The following is a 22,988-nucleotide window of genomic DNA, read 5'->3' on the forward strand; positions in this document are numbered from 1 at the left end:
ATTTCAGATGAGAAGCATTGAACTCTTGGCTCCGGCAAAGGACCCTAAATGCGGCATGACCGCCATTCTGAGCGGCGCCGATGCCGTATATATAGGAGGCCCGTCATACGGCGCCCGCGTCAATGCCCCGAATACTCTTGAGGATATCCGGGAACTGTGTGACTTTGCCCACCAGTACGGCGCCAGAATTCACGTGGCATTAAACACCATTCTGAACAACCGCGAACTTGATGAAGCCAGGGAACTGGCATTTGAACTTTACGATGCCGGAGCCGACGCCCTGATTATTCAGGATCTCGGTCTCCTTAACGGCAGTCTGCCTCCGATTGAACTGCATGCCAGCACTCAGCAGGACAACAGCGCCCCCGACAAAATCAGATTTCTTGAAGACGCGGGGTTCTCTCAGGCCGTGCTTGCCAGAGAACTCAGTATTAAGGAAATCATGGACATCAGAGCAGTCGCAAAAGACATAAAGCTTGAAGCCTTTGTACACGGAGCCCTGTGTGTGGGCATGAGCGGAAGGTGCTATCTCAGTGCCGCAGTGACCGGCAGAAGCGCCAACCGCGGTGAATGCGCCCAGCTGTGCCGTGTGGCCCAGTCCCTCTATGACGAAAACGGCAGGATTCTCGCAAGAGACAGATTTCTTCTGTCACTCAAGGATCTTAATCAGACTGCAAATCTGCGGGAACTGATTGATGCCGGCATATCATCCTTCAAGATCGAAGGTCGTCTGAAGGACGAGGGATATGTACGCAACATTACCGCCTGGTATCGTGAAAAACTGGATCTTATCATTGATGAACGTCCGGATCTCTGCCGCAGTTCATTCGGCAGAACCGAAACCTCATTCACTCCGAATCCCGCCAAGAGCTTCAACCGCGGTTTCACGGAATACAACACCCATGAGGAAAAGGATAATTATGCCAATTTCAACGCTCCCGGCTATGTAGGGGAAAAGATTGGCAGACTTACAGGCGTTACCGGTCACGTACTGCACTTTAATCTTTTCAAGGGAGTCACGCTGCATAACGGGGACTCTCTCAACTACTATAAGAGCGAGGCCGAGCTTGCAGGATTCAGAATCAGCAGGGTCATAAATGACACTCAGGCTGAAATATTTCAGGATCTGCCGTTCATCAGACCGGGAACCATGTTCTACCGCAGCAAGGATGCGGAATTTGAAGGTCAGCTTACCGACAGCTCATCAGTAAGAACACTGAAGCTAAGACTGGAATATTTTGAAACGGATACAGGTATCGGCCTAAAAGGTTCCGACGAGGTCACCGAAGGACATGAAATTACCGTAACCGCCGACCTGCCTGAATGCAATGAAGCCAGAGATCACCAAAAGCTTACCGACAACATCACCGGTAAAATCGGCCGTCTCGGAGGCACCTGCTATGAGCTTGAGAATCTCGGACTGAATCTTACACATCACTGGTTCGTGCCTCAGAGCATGCTGAATGATCTCCGCCGTTCCTTTATCGAAAAGCTCAGAATCACCAAAAACGCCCTGATGAAAAAAGTGACCGTTCATGAACCGGAAAAACTGAAGGACGTTCGTATAGCCGAATCCGAAATGAATCTGGGATTCAGGGCGAATATTTTCAATGACAGAGCCAATGAATTCTATCTGACTCACGGAGTCCAGAACACTGTTCCGGCCTACGAAAAGGATCAGGGGGATACGCCGAGGGAAGTACTTGTATCCAAGCACTGTCTCCACTACTGTTTCGGTCTCTGTCCTTTAAGACACAGGGCTCCGAAGCAGGATCTCTACCTGAAAATCGGCAAAACCTTCTTTAAAGTCAGCAACAGATGTGCAAAATGCAGAATGGTGCTGGAAGGACCGGTGGCAAAACCTGACTGCATCAGAGACTAGCATCATGAGGGACTGCATAACGCGGTCCCAGACAGCATTCCGGCAGCCGTGAAACCAGAGATGCTATACGGTTATTTCGACCAGCAGATTCTCAACTGCAACCACACAGGATTCGTAATAACCGTCACCGGTGGTTCTCGGACCTGAGGATACGGTGTAACCGTCGTTTTTCAGTCTTTCGGTAAGTTCATCCACCGCGGCGGCAGAACCGACACTGAAAGCAAGATGAGCGTAACCTGTCCGGTACGGATTCGGCTGTTCGGTCTTCACCTCAGGTCTTGTCATAATCTCCAGTCTTGCCCCGTCGGTAAATGACAGAAAATATGATCTGAAATCAGTGGTCCGGTTGTGATACTGAACTCCTGCTGTGGCCTCAAAATATCTGCAGAAAAATTCTCTGGTCTTCTCAAGATCCTGTACATATACGGCCGCATGCTCAATTCTCATATTCATTTCTCCGTAATAATTTCTGAATCCGATTAAACACATTCGGATCTGTACCTGATACAGAATAAAACCATTTTCCATATCTTCTTCATATTAAGGCATTGTACAGGAATAAGCAACGGCTCACGCAACTGCAGAAAAACCGTTATTCCCCGTGTCCGTAATTACAAAAACCCCGTATTCACAACATTTTTTTTGAATCACCAAAGATACAATGAGAAGAATGATGATTATTTTTACGGCAGGAACCGTTTCATTCAGTACAGCATGCACCGGTCTGCCTCTCCCGGTCAGAAATTCCGGAAGGAGTACCCCATGTCTTCTCAGTTTTTCAATCTTGATAAAAGATTCGGTCTTACGGCCAATAAGACGAATGTCAGAACGGAGCTGCTTGCAGGTCTGTCCACATTTCTGACCATGGGATACATAGTGGCCCTCAACCCAAACATTCTTACCGGCTTCCAGACAGGAACTCCTCTGTGGAACGCCATATTCATCTCCACCTGTCTGTGTTCCGCCCTGGGCACGTTCTGCATGGCTCTGATGGCCAACAAACCGTTCGCCATGGCTCCCGGCATGGGGATGAACACCTTTTTCGCCACCATTGTCGGCAACATAGCCGTTGCCACCTCAGTTCCCTATGAAACGGCTTATCACGCCGGCATCATAATCATTCTCTTTGAAGGTCTGATTTTCCTGATTATGGGGCTGCTCAATCTGAGACACCGCATAGCCGACAACATTCCCAACTGCATAAAAATAGCCATCAGCCCCGCCATCGGCATGATGCTGATATACATAGGTTTCGGCAGCAATGTAAGCATCTATGCCGAAGGCAACAACTATACCGAACCGTTCTACATCATGAAGGACTTCTTCGGAGCCATGACCCCGACCTTTCTGAAAACCAGCATGGGAAAAGAATACTCCCAGATGATAGTTTCGGTCATCACCATATTCCTGGGACTTTTTGTAATACTGCATTTTCATAAAAATAGAAGTGCAGCCTCTGTTATTTTCGGAATAATCTCATCATCCGTATTCTACTGGCTGGCTGATTACTTTATTCTGGGGAACAATCCTTTCAGGGCCGCTCACAGCATGAGATTCATTCCCGATTTCGGAAATCTCTATGAACAGACACTTCTTAACTTCGATTTCCATACCTTTTTCAATATCGGAGCCTACACCATTGTCATGGTTCTGATAACCTTCTGCATCATTGATATGTTCGGTACCATCGGCAGTCTTGTCGGTATGGCCGCCAATGCAGGTTTTCTGGATAAAAACGGCAAGCTTCCGAAAATCAAGGAAGCACTGATGTCTGATGCCATCGGTACGGTAACGGGAGCCTGCACGGGCAGTTCAACAGTGGTTACCTTTGCCGAATCCGCCTCAGGCATCCAGGTCGGCGGTAAAACTGGACTCACCTCATTCACCACAGCCACCCTTCTGGCATCCTGCATATTCATTGCCCCACTGGTATCGGTAATTCCTCCGGCCGCAACCTCCACGGCTCTTATCTACATCGGTCTCGTGATGATGCAGGGACTTGCCAATATCGACTTCAGGGACATTGAACAGGTAACTCCGGTATTTATCATGATTCTCACCATTGCGATATCGGGTTCCGTGGGTAACGGCATAGGTCTGGCATTAATCTGCTACACCGTAATTAAAATGATGTCCTTCAAGTTCAGGGAGGTTACTCCCCTTACCTATGTTGTTTCCGGAATTTTTATGATTAAATTCTTTGTGGCCGTATAATCCTGACGGAACAAGAATGTTACAGGTTGCCGGAAGGCTTAAGGAAATCACGGAAGTAAATCAGCCGTTCCGGTCTGAACGTTTCATACCGAAATTTTTCTGAAAGCAGAACCGGAAATCAGTAATTCAGATAAGATACAAAAACACCGGAATACAATAACAGAAAAGCCTGTTCTGAAATTTATCAAGGGGGTTTAAAAGACAGGTTTAAGAACCTTTAGAATGGCGGACAGACTGAGATTCGAACTCAGGAACGCTTTCGCGTCGCCGGTTTTCAAGACCGGTGCATTCAACCGCTCTGCCATCTGTCCGCTGTGTATGTGTTGTATTATATAGATTTTTAAAAGCTTGTAAACACCTAATTTGAAAAAAATCCCAATATTTTGTTCGAATGAATATTTTGTAAACAAAAATGCATTGAACGCCTAAAAAAACGCTCTATCTGTTCAGATAAACCTGAATATCATATCACCTGATGCTACCTGCCACAGAGTCTATCCTTACTGAAAAACCGGATTGACATAACCGGATATTTTCGAAAGAGCCTTATTAATTATCTTCATAATCAGGAACTAAAACAGCACTATCGGGAAATCATCCATGCTGTCACAGCCTCCACAGAAAAAATTAATGCCGAAGCGATAATCATTCCGAAAAAACTTTAGACTGTTTCGTTTTCAGGTTCCAGACATTCCACAATCCATTTTGCGACCAGGAAATTACTCATCTGTACGGTATGAACTTTAATAACCGTCAAAACCATGAAGATGATTCCGTCCGTTCACCGCACAGAAATAAGAACATTCAAATGCGCAGCCATTTACCGAAAAAATGAAAGAGCGTAATATAGTCACCGGAGAATACAGAAACTCAATGCAGGGCATCATTTCAAAATCAGACAATTAAATAAAATAAAGAAACACAAAAGCACTAAAACATACTTAAGGACTCGGAAACTTCAGGGATTTAAATGATTTCGCAGTATCTGCGAAGGAGAATGTTTAGAATGGCGGACAGACTGAGATTCGAACTCAGGAACGCTTTCGCGTCGCCGGTTTTCAAGACCGGTGCATTCAACCGCTCTGCCATCTGTCCGCTGTGTATGTGTGTATTATATGGTTTCAAAAAAACTTGTAAAGTAAAAAATGCTATTTTTTTGTAAAAAGCATTCTGTTTGCCTACTAATCATACAAAAACAGCATAAATGCCTTATTTTTAAGCAGTTTTATAATATTTTATTTTTCTGTAAGCTTTCTGAAAATCTGTATTTTTCTGCCACAGAAGAACAACAAAAGACAAAAAACAATTAAAATCTACGGAATGCTCAGGTATGATGACCGTTACCATCTGTTACGAAACATTTCCGTTATTTTAATCATGAACCGGATATGTATCCTAAGTTCAAAAAAAGAAACTGCCCCAGAAGCAGTTTCTTTGAATTTACAGATCTTTCCGGAAGCGCCGTTATTTCACGCCCCTGAGACTTTTTTCAGGAGCTCCGGTTTTCGGTGCGGATTCAGGAGCCTCGCTTTCAGGAGTATCATCCTTTTCTACGCTGTCCTTCCAGTTTCCCTTCATACTGCCTGAAGCGGGAGCCTCCATTGCTTCAACCGTAAAATTAACCACGGCATCATAATTTGAACGCACTGCTGAACCTGTATTCCTGTATTTTACGGCATTGTTTGTATCTATACCAAGTGAGCCGGCTTCAGATACGGCATCAATGTTCGCACCGAGAAACATGAACTTCCAGCCTTTCTTCTGCATGTCTTCAATAATGTTCTTTACGGTGGACTTCTTGTATTCCTTACTGCTGTTTTCCTGACCGTCGGTAATAATGACCACTACCACCTGAGTATCCTTGCCCTCCTTTACGTCAGGCACCTCAGACAGTCTGGTAATACTCTGACCGAGAGCATCAAGCAGAGCTGTGGTACCTGATGCAGTGTAGTCATCTCCGGTAAGTTCCCTGATGGTGTTTATATCCTGTCTGTCGTGGAGAACCTTTGATTTGTCGTTAAAAAGTACGGTGGTAACGCGTACCGGAAGCTTCATGTCACGATACTTCTGTATCATGGAATTGAAACCGCCGATGGTATCATTAGTCATGTCATACATTGATCCGCTCTTGTCAAGAACCATCAGCACTTCAGCCCTTGATGCGGTAATTTTTTCAACCTTACCGTCATTGCCCTCAGGTGCGGGAGCAGGCGCGACATCAGCAAAAGCGAAAGCCCCGCAAAGTCCCATGCCGAGTCCAAGTGCCAGCAGAAAATGTTTTACTGTCTTCATGATATGAGATTCCTCCATTGTCAGAAAAATACCGAATAAGCACTTATTTAAATCTTAACAGAACGCTCATGTTACCTGTACTAAACATCTCCGTTACTTATCGTAAATGATGAAACGGTCATATTTTGCACGGCTGTTTTCTGTACAGAAATAAGACAGTTCAATATTCCGGGCGTTCAATAAAATTTTCAAATATTTTAAACGGCACACAGGACGTTCCTAAGAACATCAAAAATAAAGCTTTAATCTTGTAAAATTCCCCTTCTTAATCTATGATGAAGTTCTTTTAATTCACGACATCACAAGTAAGATTTTCCTTTCAGACAGGACATCCGGTTCAGATTGCCGAAAACACAGAAACAGCCTGCCACATTAAAAAGGAAATCATAACGGAGAAGAATAATGCAGAATAATGTTCCCGTAATAGCGGTTGACGGTCCGGGAGGGGCCGGCAAGGGAGAACTGTGCCTCAGACTTAGCAAGAAATACGGTTTTGCCATTCTTGATTCTGGCGCCATTTACAGAGTTTTAGCCTATGCGGCCCTTAAGAAGGGTATCGCTCTTAATGCTGAAGAAGAACTCAGTGCTCTGGCATCAGGCCTCAACCTTTCATTCAAAGAAGTGAACAATGCTGTTGCCGTTATCCTTGACGGCGAAGACGTATCATCATTTATCAGAACCGAAGAAACCGGAGGAGCCGCTTCAAAGGTTGCAGTACTGCCTAAGGTTCGCGCAGCCCTGCTTCAGAGACAGCGTGATTTTGCCGTTAATCCGGGACTTATCGCCGACGGCAGGGATATGGGGACCGTCGTATTCCCTGACGCCTCAGCCAAAATCTTCCTTGATGCCAGTGCTGAAGAAAGAGCCCGCCGTCGCGTAGCTCAGCTGGAATCACGCGGAGTTGCTGCCGATTACGACAAAATCCTTAAGGAAATTGCCGACCGCGACTACAGAGACCGCAACAGAGCCACTGCCCCGCTTAAGCCTGCCGATGATGCTCTGGTACTTGATTCAACCACCCTGTCAATTCAGGAAGTTGTCGATACTGCGGTTAAATTCATCGAAACCAAGCTTGGAAGATAAATCCGGCTTCGCAGTTTCATGATCTCATGAAAGAATCTCCGGCCATGCAGCTAAACATAAAAAGGCCGGTTTTTTATTACTGATTATCTATGCCGGGATTCCGGAGACAGGAGCTCAAATAATGGAAGTTAACGGAAAAATTATTGAAACCGATGATAACGGTTATCTTAAGAATTTTTCAGACTGGGATATGGATGTTGCACGCCACATAGCTGAAGCTGAAGGTCTTGAACTCAACGAGGAAAGGACTGAAGTGATTCTTTTTGTGAGAGCTTTCTACGAAAAATACAATACATCCCCTGCCATCAGAGCTCTGGTCAAGGCAATGGAAAAGGAATTCGGCCCGGAAAAAGGATCAAGCCGTTATCTGTACAGGCTTTTTCCTGACGGACCGGCTCTGATTGCCACCAAAATTGCAGGGCTGCCGCGTCCGGTAAAATGCATTTGATTGATATTAAAATTTCAAAACTGAAAGTGGAAAAGACATGTGTCAGACATGTCTTTTTCCACTTTCAGGCCTTACCGTAATTCGAACTGCCGCAATCCGTGATGAACCACATCAACAATATCTGATATTTATCAGTTTCAACTTATCGTCCTGTAATCACCGCGCAAATCATCGTTACAGAAACATCTGCACTGATGTTTTATTCTGTATACTGATGCATTCGGTTCTCAATTTCATCAGAGGTCTGGAATGAGCTTTGCCTTTGAAGTATTTTCTTCAAAAATTATTTTTATAAAACACATTTTATCAACGTGGTAACTGCTGTCTGCAATTAATTCGTGGAATAATTCCGCTACGATACCTATAAACTTCAGCATCACGTTCCTACTCTGAATCGACTGTTCACGTCTGGGAAAATACTTTCCATGGTTCGCTGTTCATAAAATGATTGAAGCACAGAAAGGCGCTGTCATCGTTATTATCCCACGACACAGTTTATTTCAGCAGACGAAAAAAAGAAGAACCTCCAAAGAGGTTCTTCTTTTCAAAATTACTGCTTACTGAACAGCGTCTCTAAGGAATTATTCCTTAATAAACTCAAAACTGATTGCTTCTTGAGTCTGTGGAGCCTTCTTGATAAAGAGTATATAGGCAATCACCAGCAGCAAAGCAATCGCAACACCTGTCCATAAGGTAAACGGTTCACCTATGCACAGCAGTCCGAACTGGTATACCGCAAGAGCGACGCCATAGCTTAAACCGATCTGGTAGGCAATTGCAAGCCAGAAGAGCTTCTGACTGCCTATTTCCTTCTTAAGTACACCTACTGCGGCAACACACGGAATGGTAAACAGGTTGAATATTACGAAAGCCAGAGCTCCAAGCAGTCCCTTTGTACCGAGTTCATCAATATGAAACATATTGTTTCTGATGGCGGTATAGAAGGCATTCTGCTGTTCTTCATTTTCAGCAACATCTTCTGATGAAGCATCATCTTCAAGTTCCTCAGGTTCATCAACACCGACAAACACGGCCATGGTACTTATAATGGATTCCTTGGCGATAAGACCGGTTATAACTGATACAGAGGCTCTGTAGTCATCAAATCCCAAAGGAGCAAACACTCCAGATACCGGTTTAACGATATCGGCAACCAGACTTGATTCGGTATCTGAATCGTCCAGCATGACAAACTTGTTATCGTTGCCGTCATAACCGATATGAGAAATCAGCCACAGAACTGTCACGCAAGGGAATATTACCCTGCCCGCCTTCAGCACATATCCCTTCACACGCTGCCAGATGGAGAGAAGTATTACTCTCAGCATCGGAATATGATATGAAGGAAGTTCCAGCATCAGAGAGGAGGCTGAATGTCTGAACTGACCGAACTTGCTCAGGATAAAGGCTGACAGTATAACCATAAACACAGCTGACAGATACATTACCGGAGCAAAGAGTCTTACCTCTGAACCGAAAAGATTGAACACCAGCGTGTCATTGAATACGGCTCCGGCCATGGTAATGATAACCGGAAGCTTGGCGCTGCACGGAATCATTGTAGTGGTCAGCAGAGTTATTCTTCTTTCACTTTCAGATCCGAGTGTTCTTGCGGTCATCAGAGCCGGAACACCGCAGCCCGAACCGATAAGATATGGAATAAAGGCACGTCCGCTCATACCGAACAGATTGAATATTCTGTCGAGAATAAACGCCGCCCTGGTCATGTAGCCGCATTCCTCGAGAACAGATAAGAGAAAGAAAAGGATAATCATCTGCGGTACAAAACCAAGGACGGCACCCACGCCACCGACGACACCGTCACTGACGAGAGAGGTGAGCCATTCAGAAGCACCTCGAGAACTCAGCAAATCCCTTACAAAAGGAATCACCTGATCACCGAACAGTGAATCATTGGCCCAGTCTGTCGCAATACTTCCAAGCCAGCTTACGGAAATATAGTAAACAGCACACATAATCAGAATAAAAATAGGGAAAGCCAGGAATCTGTCCAGAACAATATTGTCTACGGCCTCGGTAAGGGTTCTTTTCTTCTTTTTGGAAGTTTCCGCTTTTCCGCCTGAAACACATTCACTGATAATCGTATCAATATAGGCGTATCTGTCTGCGGCAAAGGCATGATAAACGGAATCGTATCCGCTGGCGATGGCATTTCTTGCCTGTTCAACGGCGGCGCACCATTCAGGCACTTTGTTGAGAGCTTCAGGATAGGTATCACCTATAACGGCACTCTTTGCAAAAAAGAGACTGTGTCCCTTGTATAGATTCGGAGTAACGTCAACTACCTTGCGAAGCTCTGAAACGATTCTGTCAGATCCGAGGTATTCAGGTTCCTCAAGTCCCCACTTCACATTACGCAGACAGTCTTCAAGAGCATCAATGCCTTCGCCGGTGGCGGCACTGACGGTCAGAATTTCTGCATCCAGGAATTTTGAGAATTTATCGAGGTCAATTGACATATTGCGTTTTTTGACCTCATCCCACATGTTCAGGACGATCATCATAGGTACACCGAGCATCTTCAGCTCAAGGGTGAGATAAAGACTTCTTTCCAGAGATGTGGCGTCAATGACGTTGACGATAAGTTCGGCATCATTATCCAGCAGTTCAAGACTTGCAACAAGTTCATCTGTTGAGGCGCTGCTTAATGAATATATTCCGGGAAGATCTATAAGCTGAATGTTGTCACCGTATGAACCGACGTGACGGGTTACGGTTACACCAGGATAATTACCTGTACGGACATGCAGATTACAGAGACGGTTGAACAGAGTACTTTTACCGCAGTTAGGGTTACCTGCAAGCATGATATGTCTCAGGTCGGCCTTCTTTTCCTGAGTCTTTGGCGAAATACTTCCGGAAACTCTGTCTGAACCGGTAGCACAGCATCCACGAAATTCTTTCATTTATATTGTCTCCACTTCAACCTTTCGGGCATCATCAATACCTACAATTATTTCATAACCTCTAACGGCAATTGCCATTGGAGAGCCGAGCGGAGCACAGTGTGTTACGGTAAACTCGGTTCCGGGGATAAAACCCATTTCACAGAGACGGCGGTTGTATGTTCCTTCTGAATGCAGTTTGATTATCCTGCCTCTCTGACCTACCTTCATATCTTTAAGTATCATTTTTTTCTCTTATAGCCGACAGCGGTTCGCAGCATTCCTTCGGACAAAAGGCTGAACATTTGTTTTCTGCGGCTCAATCGCAGACATATTCATCCCCTGCCCGACATCAGCACATTCGTACCACTGTCCTTTAATAACGTTCAACAGCTTCATTAACCTATGATTACATTGTATTCCGGAATATCAGTCTGTGATTCCGGACCTGTTTGAGCAGTCAGACATCACTCTGTTTTCCAATGCAGTCACATGTCTATTATTATCCGGAGGTTCTTGTTTGCCTCCTTAATCATCAAATTATGTTAGCATTACCTAACAAATTTTGTTACGCTATGCTAACACAACACATATTCGTTAGCAATACCTAACACAAATTTTTTTCAAAAAAAAAATTAGCAATACCAAAAAGTCTGCTCAAATTTTCGGTCACAAAAGATACGGAATGACTATAAAGCGTGCAAAACACACATTTTTCAGACAATCAGCTGAAGTTTTTTACTTTTTTTCTTGCAATCATGAAAAAAAAAGATAAAATTACTCGTGCTTTGGTGAGGTGTCCGAGTGGCTGAAGGAGCACGCCTGGAAAGCGTGTATACGTTCATAGCGTATCAAGGGTTCAAATCCCTTCCTCACCGCCATTAGATTTCAGATCTTCTTTTAAATCCCTTGATTTCATATTATTTATCAGAAAACAATCTTTGCAGGTACACCCTGAATAATGTGTTTCTTCTGTCATTTTTACCTTAATAACACGATTATCAGACATTTTTGATTAAATATTTTTTTCAACCGCAAAAATACCGAAAACCAGTGGAGATCAGGATTTGTGAAAAACCTTTGTTTTTAAAGTTTTTTCGGTTGCGTGAATATTTTTTATATGGTATATTAAAAATATCAGAACAGAGGTTAGGAAAAAAGAACCTGCCTCATCTCCGATCTCTAAGATTCCGGGAGTGTACTGCTGCAAAGCCCGCCACTCGTCAGGAAGATTGAAACACAGGAGGCTACAGTGGGATGTTTATTTGATTTTTTGATAATTATTCTTATCCTGTTCATTATATCGTGATAATTGCGGGAGCCTCATCACGACTGAATTTACCAATAAATTGAATTAAACTTTCTTTTTGTGCAGAAAAAGAGCACTCCACCGTAATTACATGCATAATCATAGGAATGTCTGTTTTTTCCGGATTATGTCAGTTATCGGCTGACAAAAAACACCTCTCCAATAATATCTATTAGTCCGTAAGATATTTAAGGAAATTGGAACACTACTCTTCTGTTTTTTCCGTCAATACCTGATATATGGCATCTAGAGCTTTATTGATTTTATCAGTGGTCAGATTGGAGTAATTTACCAGAAACAGATGCAGATCCCTGGTTACACCTTCACAGAAATATTCAGACAGGGCATTTATATTTATACCCTTCCGATTGAGTCTCTGCTTCATTTCTCTGTCTCCAAGCTGCGTACGGATTCTCAGCAGAAAATGCAGACCGCTGTCATTTTCAATAATTTCACAGCTTTCTGATACAGGATGTTTTCTGATGCAGGATACGACATCACGATGAACTCTGGAGTACAGAAGTCTCATTCTGTTTATATGCTTTTCAAAAAACTGCCCGCTGATAAAACCGGCAAGAGCGTACTGTTCAAAGTTCGATACGGTACAGGAATAGAATGAAAGGTTTCTGTAAAAAAGATTAGCCAGTTTTTTCGGAAGAATCATGTAGCTGATACGTATGGTCGATGCCAGTGTTTTGGAAAAAGTGTTTATATAGATAACCTTCTCGCAGCCGTCCAGACTGATTAGAGGCGGTATCGGTCTGCCGTTGATTCTGAATTCGCTGTCATAATCATCCTCGATGATGTAACGTTCCGCCTTTTCATTTGCCCAGGAAAGCAGTTCATATCTTCTGCTTACAGGCATAGTCACGCCTGTCGGAAAATGATGGGTTGGGCTTACATGAACAATGTCCGCCCCGCTTTTACGCAGTTCATCTATTATAAGTCCCTCCTCGTCCATTCCAGCATGACAGCAGGAAACGCCGTTATTGGTATAAATCTTTTCAGACTTGTTGTAGCCTGGGTTTTCCAGACAGATTTTCTTATTTCTGCACATAAGCTGAATCAGCAGAGTGTACAGATACTCGGTACCGGCCCCCACGATAATCTGATTCGGATCCACCAGCATGCCTCTGAATGATTTCAGGTATTCGGATATGGCGGCACGAAGTTCCGGCACCCCGCCGGTAAGAGAAGGTTTCATCAGCACATCGTACTTATGTGTGATCACCTCCCGCATTACCCGGCTCCATACAGAAAAAGGGAAATTATCAGGATTGGTACTGTTATCAGACAGATCAACCTCCGTATGTTCCCGGTCTTTGTTCCGGGGAAGCTCTATATCAAGACACACGGAACCTTTTTTCAGGCTGGAGGGTATCATGGAAATATCGGCAACAAAGTACCCTTTTCTGGGAAGAGCATAGACAAAGCCTTCACTCATCAGCTGTTCGTAGGCATTTTCAATGGTAATTGTACTGATGCCGTTGTTCTTGGCAAAAGTCCTTTTTGACGGAAGTTTAGTCCCCGCCTGAAGAGTTCCGTTCTGAATGTCCTCCTTGATACGCGTATACACGTATTCGTATAAAGGAACATCTATATCGGTATAATCGTAAGTAAGCATAACCTATCCAAACGCTGATGATCTTAAACTGGTCATATGTTTTTCAGAACAGACTGACCATATGAAGTAAGTCTTAAATTCTTTTTTATTATATCCGCATCACATATTCTACCATTGCCGGCATCAGTATCCTACTGATTTTATAGGTTTTACATGAATCTCGGCATCCTCATGTGATGCATTCTTAAAAACTGATGTATTTTACAGCAAACTGGCATCTAAAATTTAATTAATTTGAACATTTTAATAATACCACCTCACCTGTACCATTTAAAGCACTTGATAACTAAGAGGTACATAAACATGAGTGAAGTAAACAACAGCAGAAAAGATGATTTCAACAACCGTTACGGTCTTAACAAAGGTCTTGCACAGATGCTCAAGGGTGGAGTTATTATGGACGTTACCACTCCGGAACAGGCCAGAATAGCAGAAGCCGCAGGTGCGTGTGCGGTTATGGCTCTTGAAAGAATTCCTGCAGACATCAGAGCCGCAGGCGGTGTTTCAAGAATGAGTGATCCTAAGATGATTAAGGGTATTCAGGAAGCCGTAAGCATTCCTGTTATGGCAAAGTGCCGTATCGGTCATTTTGTTGAAGCACGTATTCTTGAAGCCATTGAAATCGACTATATTGACGAATCAGAAGTTCTTACTCCTGCTGATGACGTATACCATATCAACAAGAGAGATTTCAGTGTTCCTTTCGTGTGCGGTGCAAGAGACCTCGGCGAAGCTCTCCGTCGTATCAACGAAGGCGCTTCAATGATCAGAACCAAGGGTGAACCAGGCACCGGTGACGTGGTTCAGGCAGTAAGACACATCCGCAAGATGAATTCAGAAATCCGCAGAATCAGTTCCTTAAACAGCGACGAACTTTACGAAGCTGCCAAGCAGCTTCAGGTTCCTTACGAACTGGTTGAATATGTTCATGACAACAAGAAGCTTCCTGTAGTTAACTTTGCAGCCGGCGGCGTGGCAACTCCTGCCGATGCGGCCCTCATGATGCAGCTCGGTGCTGAAGGCGTGTTCGTAGGTTCAGGTATCTTCAAGTCAGGAGATCCTGCAAAGAGAGCAAGAGCCATCGTTCAGGCCGTAACCAACTACAATGATTCAAAGCTTATTGCCGAACTTTCAGAAGACCTCGGTGAAGCCATGGTTGGCATCAACGCTTCCGAAATCAAGATCATCATGGAAGAAAGAGGTAAGTAACATGAAAATCGGGGTACTCGCACTTCAGGGCGCCTTTTATGAGCACAGAAAAATGATTGAGCAGCTGGGAGCAGAGTGTATTGAAATCAGACAGTTGAGCGATCTCACCTCAAACAGGTTTGACGGTCTCATGCTTCCAGGCGGCGAAAGCACTGTTCAGGGAAAGCTGCTTGCTGAACTCGGAATTACCGAACCTCTTAGAAATCTGATTAATGCCGGTACCCCGGTACTTGCCACCTGTGCCGGACTTATTCTTCTGGCAGAGGAAATCGAGGGAGGCGAAAAACCATATCTTGGAACCCTGCCTGTAGCCGTTAAAAGAAACGCATTCGGCAGACAGCTCGGCAGCTTTGAATACACCGGCAGCGTTGGAGATCTGAAGGATTTCAAGATGACCTTTATCAGAGCTCCTATAATTACCGCCGGCCACAGCGACGAGGTTCAGACCACAGCCGTGTTTGAAGACAAAATCGTAGCTGTGAAATACAGAAATCAGATTGGTCTGGCATTTCATCCTGAACTTGATCAGGACACCAGAATACATGAGGAATTTCTGGAGCTGTGCAAAAGCTTCAGTCTGAATAAATAACAGGCTTTGGTGTCTGTCGGGGTAGTCTGAAATAAATCACACACCTGTATAGTAAGGTGAACGACAGCCCCCTTTCTGACAATAAAAAACTGCACAAACACCGTTCGGTTCATTACTGAACGGTGTTTCGCTTCATTAAATCATTACTGTAGGGATATAACGGAACAATCAGGGAACACATCATTTTCATGACGAAAAACAGTATTCCCCCATGTATGGAGCCGGAAGTGACTATTTGTTGGCAGCCAGGGAAAAATCCAGCTGTTCAAGATCTATTCTGTCTTCCAGAGAGTCATCAACAATAATCATGTTCTTTTCACAGAACTGTTCGAAAAGCTCGTCAATACGGGTACCGCCTACCACATGCTTAAGCACGGAACGCAGATCCTCATAGCTTTCTATGGCCACAAAATGCTCTCCGTTGCTGGTTTTAATGAAGAAATCTCCTTCACTTACCAGAATACTGGCCTGCTCGGCACTGAGATCAAGATAATTTTCCTCACACCTCAGACAGCCGATGGCGCTGTACAGACATTCAAGCACTTCGTCCCTGCTGTAGATCTCATTCCCGGTTCTGCTTTTGTAAAACATTGACCAGGCCTGAATTCTGCATACGGGAATTCCCTTAAGCGTTTTTACGTTCTGAACTCTTTCTGAAACGGCAACCTTGCGTCCGCGAATATCAACGACATTTTCTTCAAACTCACCTGCAGCTGTTTCACCAGCGTAAAGATCTTCTGTTTCGTTCATAGGAATAACTCCTTATCAGTACGTTTCCTGAAAATTATTTTCCTGAAACATATTAATTAAAGGAAGAACCTACTTTAACTATAGCATTAAACCGGCTATTTTTGTCAAATAAGCCCATAATACAGGCTGTTTTTTGACCGTTTTCAAATAAATAAAAAAAATATCCTAGCAAATGAGTCTGAATATAAATTAATTCAGAACTGATAATTTAATGTTTTTATACCGCTAATGCAGAAAAACTCTGAATCAAATCAGCCGTAAAAGAACTTTCAGGACAGATGATGACACGAAAACCCTAATTTTATCTGACACTGGCAAGCCAGCTGAACAGTCCCAGAATATCTGCAGGAATGAGAACCATAAGCCATATGCTGAGTGCGGTACACAGCATAAACAGAACACGATCCGCAAATCCGTCATCCTCAGCCAGTCTCAGACAGTATTTACAGAAGGAAAAAGGATAAAAGAAATAAATATCGTAGCTGTTGAGAAAATCCAGAAATATATGAGTCAGAAAAGCTATTTCAAAAAAAGGCAGTGCCCGGGGTTCAATAAGAAAGACACAGAATGACAGAGAAATCATTCCGAAAAAGGAATGCATGAAAGCCCTGTGCTTTATATTCATCCCGAGAGCACAGATAAGCACGAAACCTATGCTTCCGCGAACAACATCAGAAAGATGTTCGTTTCCGGTTATGGTCCGGTAAAGATCAAGGTTATACTCACCGTCTATGACCACAAAGGCAATTACCGCCAGAAATACCAGAGCTATAAGCAGAGTCGCCCTGCCGTGAGGCCTGGAAAGTCTGGAATCTATGTCGGACACGGTTCCCCCGATGACAGAGGCGATAATGCCTGTCACAAAGGTCTGCCAGTCTCCGGGATGAACCAGTAGCAGGGAAGCTGACAGCCCTGCCACCAGATGTGTTCTGCCTTTCATGATATTCAGCGATAATTAAAATCAAAAATAAAAAATATATCTGTTAATTTTCAGAAAATACTATCACAAATACTAATTAATACAAGCAATATAATCGATATTTTCTCCTTTTTTGTCCGAATGCTCAAGTAATATGCAAGACTGTCCTTCCATCAGTTTCTTAAGGATGTTTATCCGGGCATCAACCTGATTCGGCTTAAGTTTCTTATGGTTCTCTTCAGGACATCGCAATCAAGTGGAGATGACGAATCAAATATGTGATTTTATTAAAAGCTCCAGCAAGTGAGTTTTATAAGATATCAGTTTAAGAAAGAATTATGCAGAACATTCGCAGCAACAGTCTTGAATCTTTGACAATAAATTACGATTTTACCTCATGCACCTCCAGGTATTATACCAATCCATTCTATAAAACCGAAAGAGAATCAGCCCGTTATATCAGACGACTGGATATTGAAATAATCTTAACAGACAAGGTACACTCTCTTGAATGTGCCTTTAGCGGAATGCCAAAACTTGAATACGTAAATCTAAAAGATACTTCGCATATCGAAAGCATGAAAGAAATATTCAGTGAATTCAACCAGTCAATCAACCGCCGGGACACGACCAGCGTAACCGACATGAGTGAAATGTTTTGTGATGCAGATTCCTTCAATCAGCCGATTAATACCTGGAAAATCACCGGACTCAGGTCAAAATACGACAGTTTCTGTAACGCCAGAGCTTTCAGACACCATGCAGACATTGAATTGTTCAGCTGAAATCCTACATGATTCATCTGAAATTTTCTGTTTAATCAGACTGCAGAACAACCTGCCGATTCCTGTACACGCAGTGTCCATCATCCTTATTTTCGCCGCTCAGTCTGCAATTATTAATATTTTTTAAATTTCCGGTTGACAGTCGCCGACTTAAATGCAACAATAATTCATACATAACCGATATGATTTAAGATAATTTAAAAAAACAGCTAAACAATAAATACCGGCCTGATACTTAATATAACAATAAACTGCCGGAATTCACGACCGTAAGGAGATAAACATGATTTCTGAAAATAATCAGCAGAACAGTCTCAGTGACGTTACCTATCCGCTGTATGAAAACGGATATTCCTATACCGGAATCAATGGAAACATCCGCGACAGGCTTCCAGTTTTTGACGACATTCTTTCACTTAAATGGCAGAGAAGTCTGGCCGACCGTAATGGTGATACCAGAAAGCTTCTCCCTTTATGGATAGCGGACATGGATTTCGAGACCGTGCCGACGGTAAAGGAAGCTCTTCAGAAAAGAATCTCCACTGGAATCTACGGATATTCGTATATTCCCGAAAGCTACAAGGAAGCCGTGGCCGACTGGTTTAAAAACAGATTTCACCACAGTCTGCTGAGTCGTGAAATCATTCCTTTTACCGGCGTTATTCCTGCAATAAACGCTGCCATATACGCTTTTACCAGACCGAGAGCAAACGTTCTGCTTCAGACACCTGTGTATCATCCTTTTTTTAAGGCCATAGCCTCTACCGGCAGAACTCTGCTTAAAAGTCCGCTTGTGCGAAAGGACAACCGCTACGAAATAGATTTCGTGGGCTTTGAGAAGGTTATTCGGGAACAGAGACCTGAACTTTTTGTTCTCTGCAACCCCCAGAATCCGACAGGACGAGTGTTCTCCAGGGAAGAACTTCAGAGACTCACCGATATCTGCCTCAGATACAGAGTGTTCATAGTGGCTGATGAGATTCATTCCGATATTGTCTTTAAGCCGACAGCATTTACCTCCACCCTGAATCTTAACAATGAGGAACTCAGCAGACATCTTATCGTCTGCACCTCCACCAGCAAGACGTTCAACCTGGCGGGTCTCGCCTCCGCAAACATCTTCATAAAGGACACGCTGGTAAGAAAAAGATTTCTGGAAACTGTGGAAAAGCTTGGACAGCAGGGTCACGGTCCGGGGTTTATTCAGACCATCGCCGCCGAAACAGCCTACAGAACCGGTAAGTACTGGCTGAGGGAAACCATGTCATATATTCAGGAGAATTTTGCTTACGCATACAAAAGACTGGACGAGGAACTTCCGCACGTATGGCATTCCGAAAAACCTGAAGGTACATACTTCCTGTGGCTTGATTTCAGCAGATACGGTTTCAGTAACAGAGAACTGGAAAACCTGCTGCTGGTCAGATGCCGCATTCAGGCAAATCAGGGCTATATTTTCGGAGAGGAAGGCAGCGGTTTTGTAAGAATAAATATTGCCTGCCCTAGAAGCATTTTAAAGGAAGCTCTTGACCGACTGGTCGAAGAACTCAAAACTATCGTGTATAAACACTGAAACGAGCCAAGATAAAACTGATCATACCTGATAACGGAATATATAAATAAAAAAGATAAAAACAGAAAAGAACATTTGAGGAAACTGAGATTTAACGGAGGAAAAAAAGAAAATCAGAAAGGCAAAAAAAATCGCCGTGGACATTGCCGTCACACGGCGAAATTCTGTTCTTGTGCTTTGCATAACCCGCCTTCATCTTCTTCTTGCGGTCATCGTAGACTCTGGCATGGTTGAATTTCAGGTCGTAACGGCACACAAAGTTAATCACCTGAGGGATGTTTTCAGCAGTCCCCTGCTTCTTTTTGTTCTTACTCATTTCTTTCTCCGTCTGTTATGAACAGTATTACTTTTCCGTTTTTATTATCACCGCGGTAATGTAAATATTTTTCAGAAAACATAATATATTATTATTTGATTATCTTATACCATTAATAGAAAGATCTTTCTGAACAATCATTGTTTTCCATATCTTTCTTTAAATGTGAAGAATAATTTTATACCTATTTTCACAGAATGCAACTGATTTTGGTAAAAAATTACTAAAAATCATAAATCCATACATAACACCAAACCACACGGCCTTATTTGGTAAAGCCTTTATTGTGAACGGCTATCTATCTGCTGAAACATCTTTCGGAGCCGCTCCTTCATACGCCTCATGAACAAGACTGCGATTTTTCAGAAAGTCGGAATAATACACGGTCTCACTGCTGATATCATCAGGCTCATTACTTTTCAGCCGTTCGGTATCGGAGAGACGGGAAAAATCCCTGGTTCCGTTAATCTGTGCTCCGCCATGAAATATTCCGTTATCCGAACCGGAAAGGTCGCGAACGCTCATCCCGGATGAATCCTTTCCCCTAACGTCATAGGCATCCCTGATTATTTCCAACGCCTTTAACGGATTCTTTTCCATCAGAGCTCTCAGACCTCCGGCGATTTTCGCCTGTTCGGAATCAGGAAGGACACTTTCCATTAAAGGACGCAGCTGATTGGCTCTTGATGTCAGAGCGTAATTATTCCTCATTTCCTCGGCCAGACGATTATATGCCTTCGGACTCTGCAGCACGGCTCTTGATGCCGAAATGCCATCAAACGTATAGCCGCCGCTTAATGATGATTCCGCTGATTTCAGGCGGTTCACCTCCTCCCTCCTGCTTGCCGCCCTGCTAGCGGCTCTGCTTAATTCGCCCGATCTGCCTACGCTGTCAGTATATGTATCAGATGAAACCCGTCCGGTACTGATGTCCCTGGCCAGAGTTCTGCTGAACTGAGCCTGCAGAGATTCATCCGCTGCAAGTTTTGACAGCTCACTCTGAAGTTTAGATACACTGCTGCGCGAGCTGTTTGCTCCCGCCGCCTCTGCTATGGTGCTGAGTCCAACCTTTTCATTATTCAGATCAAGATCCAGATCTTTTCGATCCTTCGCCCCTAGTCTGTCAACCACTTCCCAGGTTTCATCATCAATCATTTCCTCCTCCGTTATTCCCTTTTCCTTTCTCTGCCCTGTTTCTCCGCTCAGAATCATTCCTATGGCACCTCTCAGAGATGACTCGTCAGTACTGCTGAGCCCCGTACTTGCACTAATGCTTCTGGCAAGACCGTTAACCATGGAATATGATTCCGAACTTCCGCTGGACAGTCTTTTCCCCATCGATTCCAGACTGTTATGGGTAATTCCCTGACTTGAAGAAACGGAACTGCTTTCACGAAGCATTCTTCCGAAGCTTTCCTCCGCGCTTCTTGCTTCACTTTCAGCATTGGACAAAGCTTCCCGAAAACCTTCCTTAAGAGAAACGGAAGGCATCATGGACACTGCTCCGGTTTTGTTGATGCCTGTAAGAGGAGCTCCTGAAAACAGTGAACCGTGACTTACCACGGCCTGTTTCTGTTCGAGTGTCGGGTAAGGCGTTTTATCGGACGAAGTCCCCGTAAAGCTCCCGCCGGTTCCGGCAATGGAGTTCACCGCGGAAACACTGCCGTAAAGAACAAGCATGGCGAGAGCCGGAACCGAAGCGGAAAGATAGCCTCCGAGAGCGATATAGGATTCCAGCCGGTGACTGATACTTATGATTCCGTTAAAACTCTGAGGAGGAATCTGCATTTCGGAAAAACTTCCTGAAGCAGCATATGTCAGATAGAAATTTACCAGAATAAGAAGAGGCTGCCACAGTTCCACCCATACGGTTACTCCGAGATATCTGGCCACAAGCTTCAGTCCGTTGTCGGTTCCCATGAGAATCAGCGGCATGAACGGAGTCAGCATAAACAGCAGAGACTCAAAAAAGGTCATCAGCGGCCGAAGCATGGTAAAAAACAGACTCTGCTTCAGGGATGATGCAGTACTGATGCTGTTTACGGTCTGATTCAGTGTCAGAGCGGAGCCCAGGGCATGTTCATCCAGATATTTGCTTTTGGCTGCCCTGACATACACGGGGAGCAGGACGGATGAAAGAACATAATCCTCCATTCTGGTATTGATTAGACCAAGGGAGCTTACGGCACTGTTTACCGTTTCCCTGTAGCTTCTGCCGTCTCTGAATCCGGCGTTTTCCCTGACGAAAGAATCTTCAAATGCACTGAAAAGAGCCTCGGAGAAAACTCCCTTCGTATAAGATACCAGTTTTCCATGAGCTTCACTGCATGTAAGCAGTTCATCATGACCATCCGTATTTATCAGGGTACCGTAGGTTGATGATGAAAAACCCGATTCTCTTACAATGTCTTCGGCACTGAAAATATAATCCTCGCTGAATGTTCCCAGATCAATGCCTGTATGAGTGCATTCCCTGAAATAGTTTGTCCATGATTTTTCAAAATTTCCTCCTCCTGCTCCGTTCACCGTCGAAAGTACGGAGATTTCAGAAGTTTTCCGGCGCAGGTCATTCATAATCACAATGGCAGAGGCAAAACCGTTATCCGATCCGTCTGTACCGGAAAAGGCTGTTCTGACGTATTTTGACACTCCGTATCCCATGGTGGAAATAACCGATGCTGAAACGGCAGGTCCCAGGGGAACACCGGATACGTTAACCGACTGACCGGTATAACAGTCCTCAATATTTACACTTGTTTTGGGAACCATCATGGTAAGATACAGCAGCGCTGTCATGAGAATTCTGCCGAAAGAAATCCCGTCACCTGACATGCTTCCCCTGAATCCCTGATACAGCACACCTATAATAAGACCTATTCCGGCCAGAGTATTCGGAATACTGCTGCTAAAGAACAGTGCCGAAGCGCGAAGCACTGAGGCCAGAAAAGAGCTGTCTCCCACCGAGTATATGTTCCACATATGATGTCACCTCGATTTTTACGGAATGTAAGATAAACCACAGACGGAGCATCATATGAAAACTGAGGTTGATGCGTCCTACAGAAAGCCTTTAGCGGCGGTAGTACACA

General features: G+C 44.0%; 17 protein-coding genes and 3 tRNA genes. 9 read left to right on the plus strand and 11 right to left on the minus strand.

Annotated features, from left to right (window positions below; genetic code table 11):
* The first annotated feature begins 7 nt into the window (after window positions 1-7).
* Complete coding sequence (locus T489_RS0100225) at window positions 8-1,882, plus strand: peptidase U32 family protein (protein WP_031578039.1); 1,875 nt, start codon at window positions 8-10, stop codon at window positions 1,880-1,882.
* Window positions 1,883-1,945: 63 nt separating this feature from the next.
* Here the strand turns inward: T489_RS0100225 and T489_RS0100230 are convergent, their stop codons facing one another.
* Window positions 1,946-2,329, minus strand: coding sequence for a VOC family protein (locus T489_RS0100230; RefSeq protein WP_031578040.1), 384 nt, complete (start codon window positions 2,327-2,329; stop codon window positions 1,946-1,948).
* A gap of 315 nt (window positions 2,330-2,644) precedes the next feature.
* On the opposite strand from T489_RS0100230, the gene T489_RS0100240 reads away from it, so the two are divergent.
* A complete protein-coding gene (locus T489_RS0100240) occupies window positions 2,645-4,096 on the plus strand; it encodes an NCS2 family permease (RefSeq protein ID WP_031578041.1) in 1,452 nt (483 codons plus the stop codon).
* Between the two features lie 223 nt (window positions 4,097-4,319).
* Here T489_RS0100240 and T489_RS0100250 read toward each other — a convergent pair.
* The 3 genes from T489_RS0100250 to T489_RS0100270 all read right to left on the minus strand — a co-directional run bounded on the left by T489_RS0100250 (window position 4,320) and on the right by T489_RS0100270 (window position 6,388).
* Window positions 4,320-4,407 (minus strand) — tRNA-Ser (locus T489_RS0100250).
* A gap of 696 nt (window positions 4,408-5,103) precedes the next feature.
* Window positions 5,104-5,191, minus strand: a tRNA-Ser gene (locus T489_RS0100260).
* A gap of 369 nt (window positions 5,192-5,560) precedes the next feature.
* Window positions 5,561-6,388: a vWA domain-containing protein gene (locus T489_RS0100270; RefSeq protein WP_051621650.1), complete on the minus strand. Its 828-nt coding sequence runs from the start codon at window positions 6,386-6,388 to the stop codon at window positions 5,561-5,563.
* Window positions 6,389-6,790: 402 nt separating this feature from the next.
* Here T489_RS0100270 and cmk point away from each other — a divergent pair, with 402 nt between their 5' ends.
* Window positions 6,791-7,471, plus strand: coding sequence for a (d)CMP kinase (gene cmk, locus T489_RS0100275; RefSeq protein ID WP_031578043.1), 681 nt, complete (start codon window positions 6,791-6,793; stop codon window positions 7,469-7,471).
* A gap of 121 nt (window positions 7,472-7,592) precedes the next feature.
* Window positions 7,593-7,919 (plus strand): TusE/DsrC/DsvC family sulfur relay protein, encoded by a 327-nt coding sequence (locus T489_RS0100280; protein WP_031578044.1) that lies wholly within the window; start codon window positions 7,593-7,595, stop codon window positions 7,917-7,919.
* Between the two features lie 581 nt (window positions 7,920-8,500).
* On the opposite strand, the gene feoB is transcribed toward T489_RS0100280, so the two are convergent.
* Window positions 8,501-10,846 carry a ferrous iron transport protein B gene (gene feoB, locus T489_RS0100290; RefSeq protein ID WP_051621651.1) on the minus strand — a complete coding sequence of 782 codons (2,346 nt, stop codon included), beginning with the start codon at window positions 10,844-10,846 and terminating at the stop codon, window positions 8,501-8,503.
* A complete protein-coding gene (locus T489_RS0100295; protein WP_031578046.1) occupies window positions 10,847-11,071 on the minus strand; it encodes a FeoA family protein in 225 nt (74 codons plus the stop codon). It lies immediately after the preceding gene.
* A 544-nt stretch (window positions 11,072-11,615) separates the two neighbouring features.
* Here T489_RS0100295 and T489_RS0100305 point away from each other — a divergent pair.
* Window positions 11,616-11,706 (plus strand) — tRNA-Ser (locus T489_RS0100305).
* A gap of 633 nt (window positions 11,707-12,339) precedes the next feature.
* Here T489_RS0100305 and T489_RS0100310 read toward each other — a convergent pair.
* Window positions 12,340-13,758 carry a MocR-like pyridoxine biosynthesis transcription factor PdxR gene (locus T489_RS0100310; RefSeq protein ID WP_031578047.1) on the minus strand — a complete coding sequence of 473 codons (1,419 nt, stop codon included), beginning with the start codon at window positions 13,756-13,758 and terminating at the stop codon, window positions 12,340-12,342.
* Window positions 13,759-14,061: 303 nt separating this feature from the next.
* Here T489_RS0100310 and pdxS point away from each other — a divergent pair, with 303 nt between their 5' ends.
* Complete coding sequence (gene pdxS, locus T489_RS0100315) at window positions 14,062-14,967, plus strand: pyridoxal 5'-phosphate synthase lyase subunit PdxS (protein WP_031578048.1); 906 nt, start codon at window positions 14,062-14,064, stop codon at window positions 14,965-14,967.
* A 1-nt stretch (window position 14,968) separates the two neighbouring features.
* Complete coding sequence (gene pdxT / locus T489_RS0100320; protein ID WP_031578049.1) at window positions 14,969-15,556, plus strand: pyridoxal 5'-phosphate synthase glutaminase subunit PdxT; 588 nt, start codon at window positions 14,969-14,971, stop codon at window positions 15,554-15,556.
* 231 nt (window positions 15,557-15,787) lie between these two features.
* Here pdxT and T489_RS0100325 read toward each other — a convergent pair whose 3' ends face one another.
* Window positions 15,788-16,306: a hypothetical protein gene (locus T489_RS0100325; RefSeq protein WP_031578050.1), complete on the minus strand. Its 519-nt coding sequence runs from the start codon at window positions 16,304-16,306 to the stop codon at window positions 15,788-15,790.
* 301 nt (window positions 16,307-16,607) lie between these two features.
* Complete coding sequence (locus tag T489_RS0100330) at window positions 16,608-17,246, minus strand: metal-dependent hydrolase (protein ID WP_031578051.1); 639 nt, start codon at window positions 17,244-17,246, stop codon at window positions 16,608-16,610.
* A 317-nt stretch (window positions 17,247-17,563) separates the two neighbouring features.
* Here T489_RS0100330 and T489_RS0100335 point away from each other — a divergent pair, with 317 nt between their 5' ends.
* Window positions 17,564-18,010, plus strand: coding sequence for a BspA family leucine-rich repeat surface protein (locus tag T489_RS0100335; RefSeq protein ID WP_031578052.1), 447 nt, complete (start codon window positions 17,564-17,566; stop codon window positions 18,008-18,010).
* A 283-nt stretch (window positions 18,011-18,293) separates the two neighbouring features.
* A complete protein-coding gene (locus tag T489_RS0100340; RefSeq protein ID WP_051621653.1) occupies window positions 18,294-19,583 on the plus strand; it encodes a MalY/PatB family protein in 1,290 nt (429 codons plus the stop codon).
* A gap of 91 nt (window positions 19,584-19,674) precedes the next feature.
* Here T489_RS0100340 and T489_RS13325 read toward each other — a convergent pair whose 3' ends face one another.
* On the minus strand, window positions 19,675-19,899 hold the full coding sequence (locus tag T489_RS13325; protein WP_037318312.1) for a hypothetical protein: 225 nt from the start codon (window positions 19,897-19,899) through the stop codon (window positions 19,675-19,677).
* A gap of 294 nt (window positions 19,900-20,193) precedes the next feature.
* Window positions 20,194-22,878: a conjugal transfer protein TraG N-terminal domain-containing protein gene (locus tag T489_RS0100355; protein WP_031578055.1), complete on the minus strand. Its 2,685-nt coding sequence runs from the start codon at window positions 22,876-22,878 to the stop codon at window positions 20,194-20,196.
* Window positions 22,879-22,988: the final 110 nt, after the last annotated feature.

Origin of the sequence: Ruminobacter sp. RM87 (genome assembly GCF_000701925.1) — a bacterium.
GTDB lineage: Bacteria > Pseudomonadota > Gammaproteobacteria > Enterobacterales > Succinivibrionaceae > Ruminobacter > Ruminobacter amylophilus.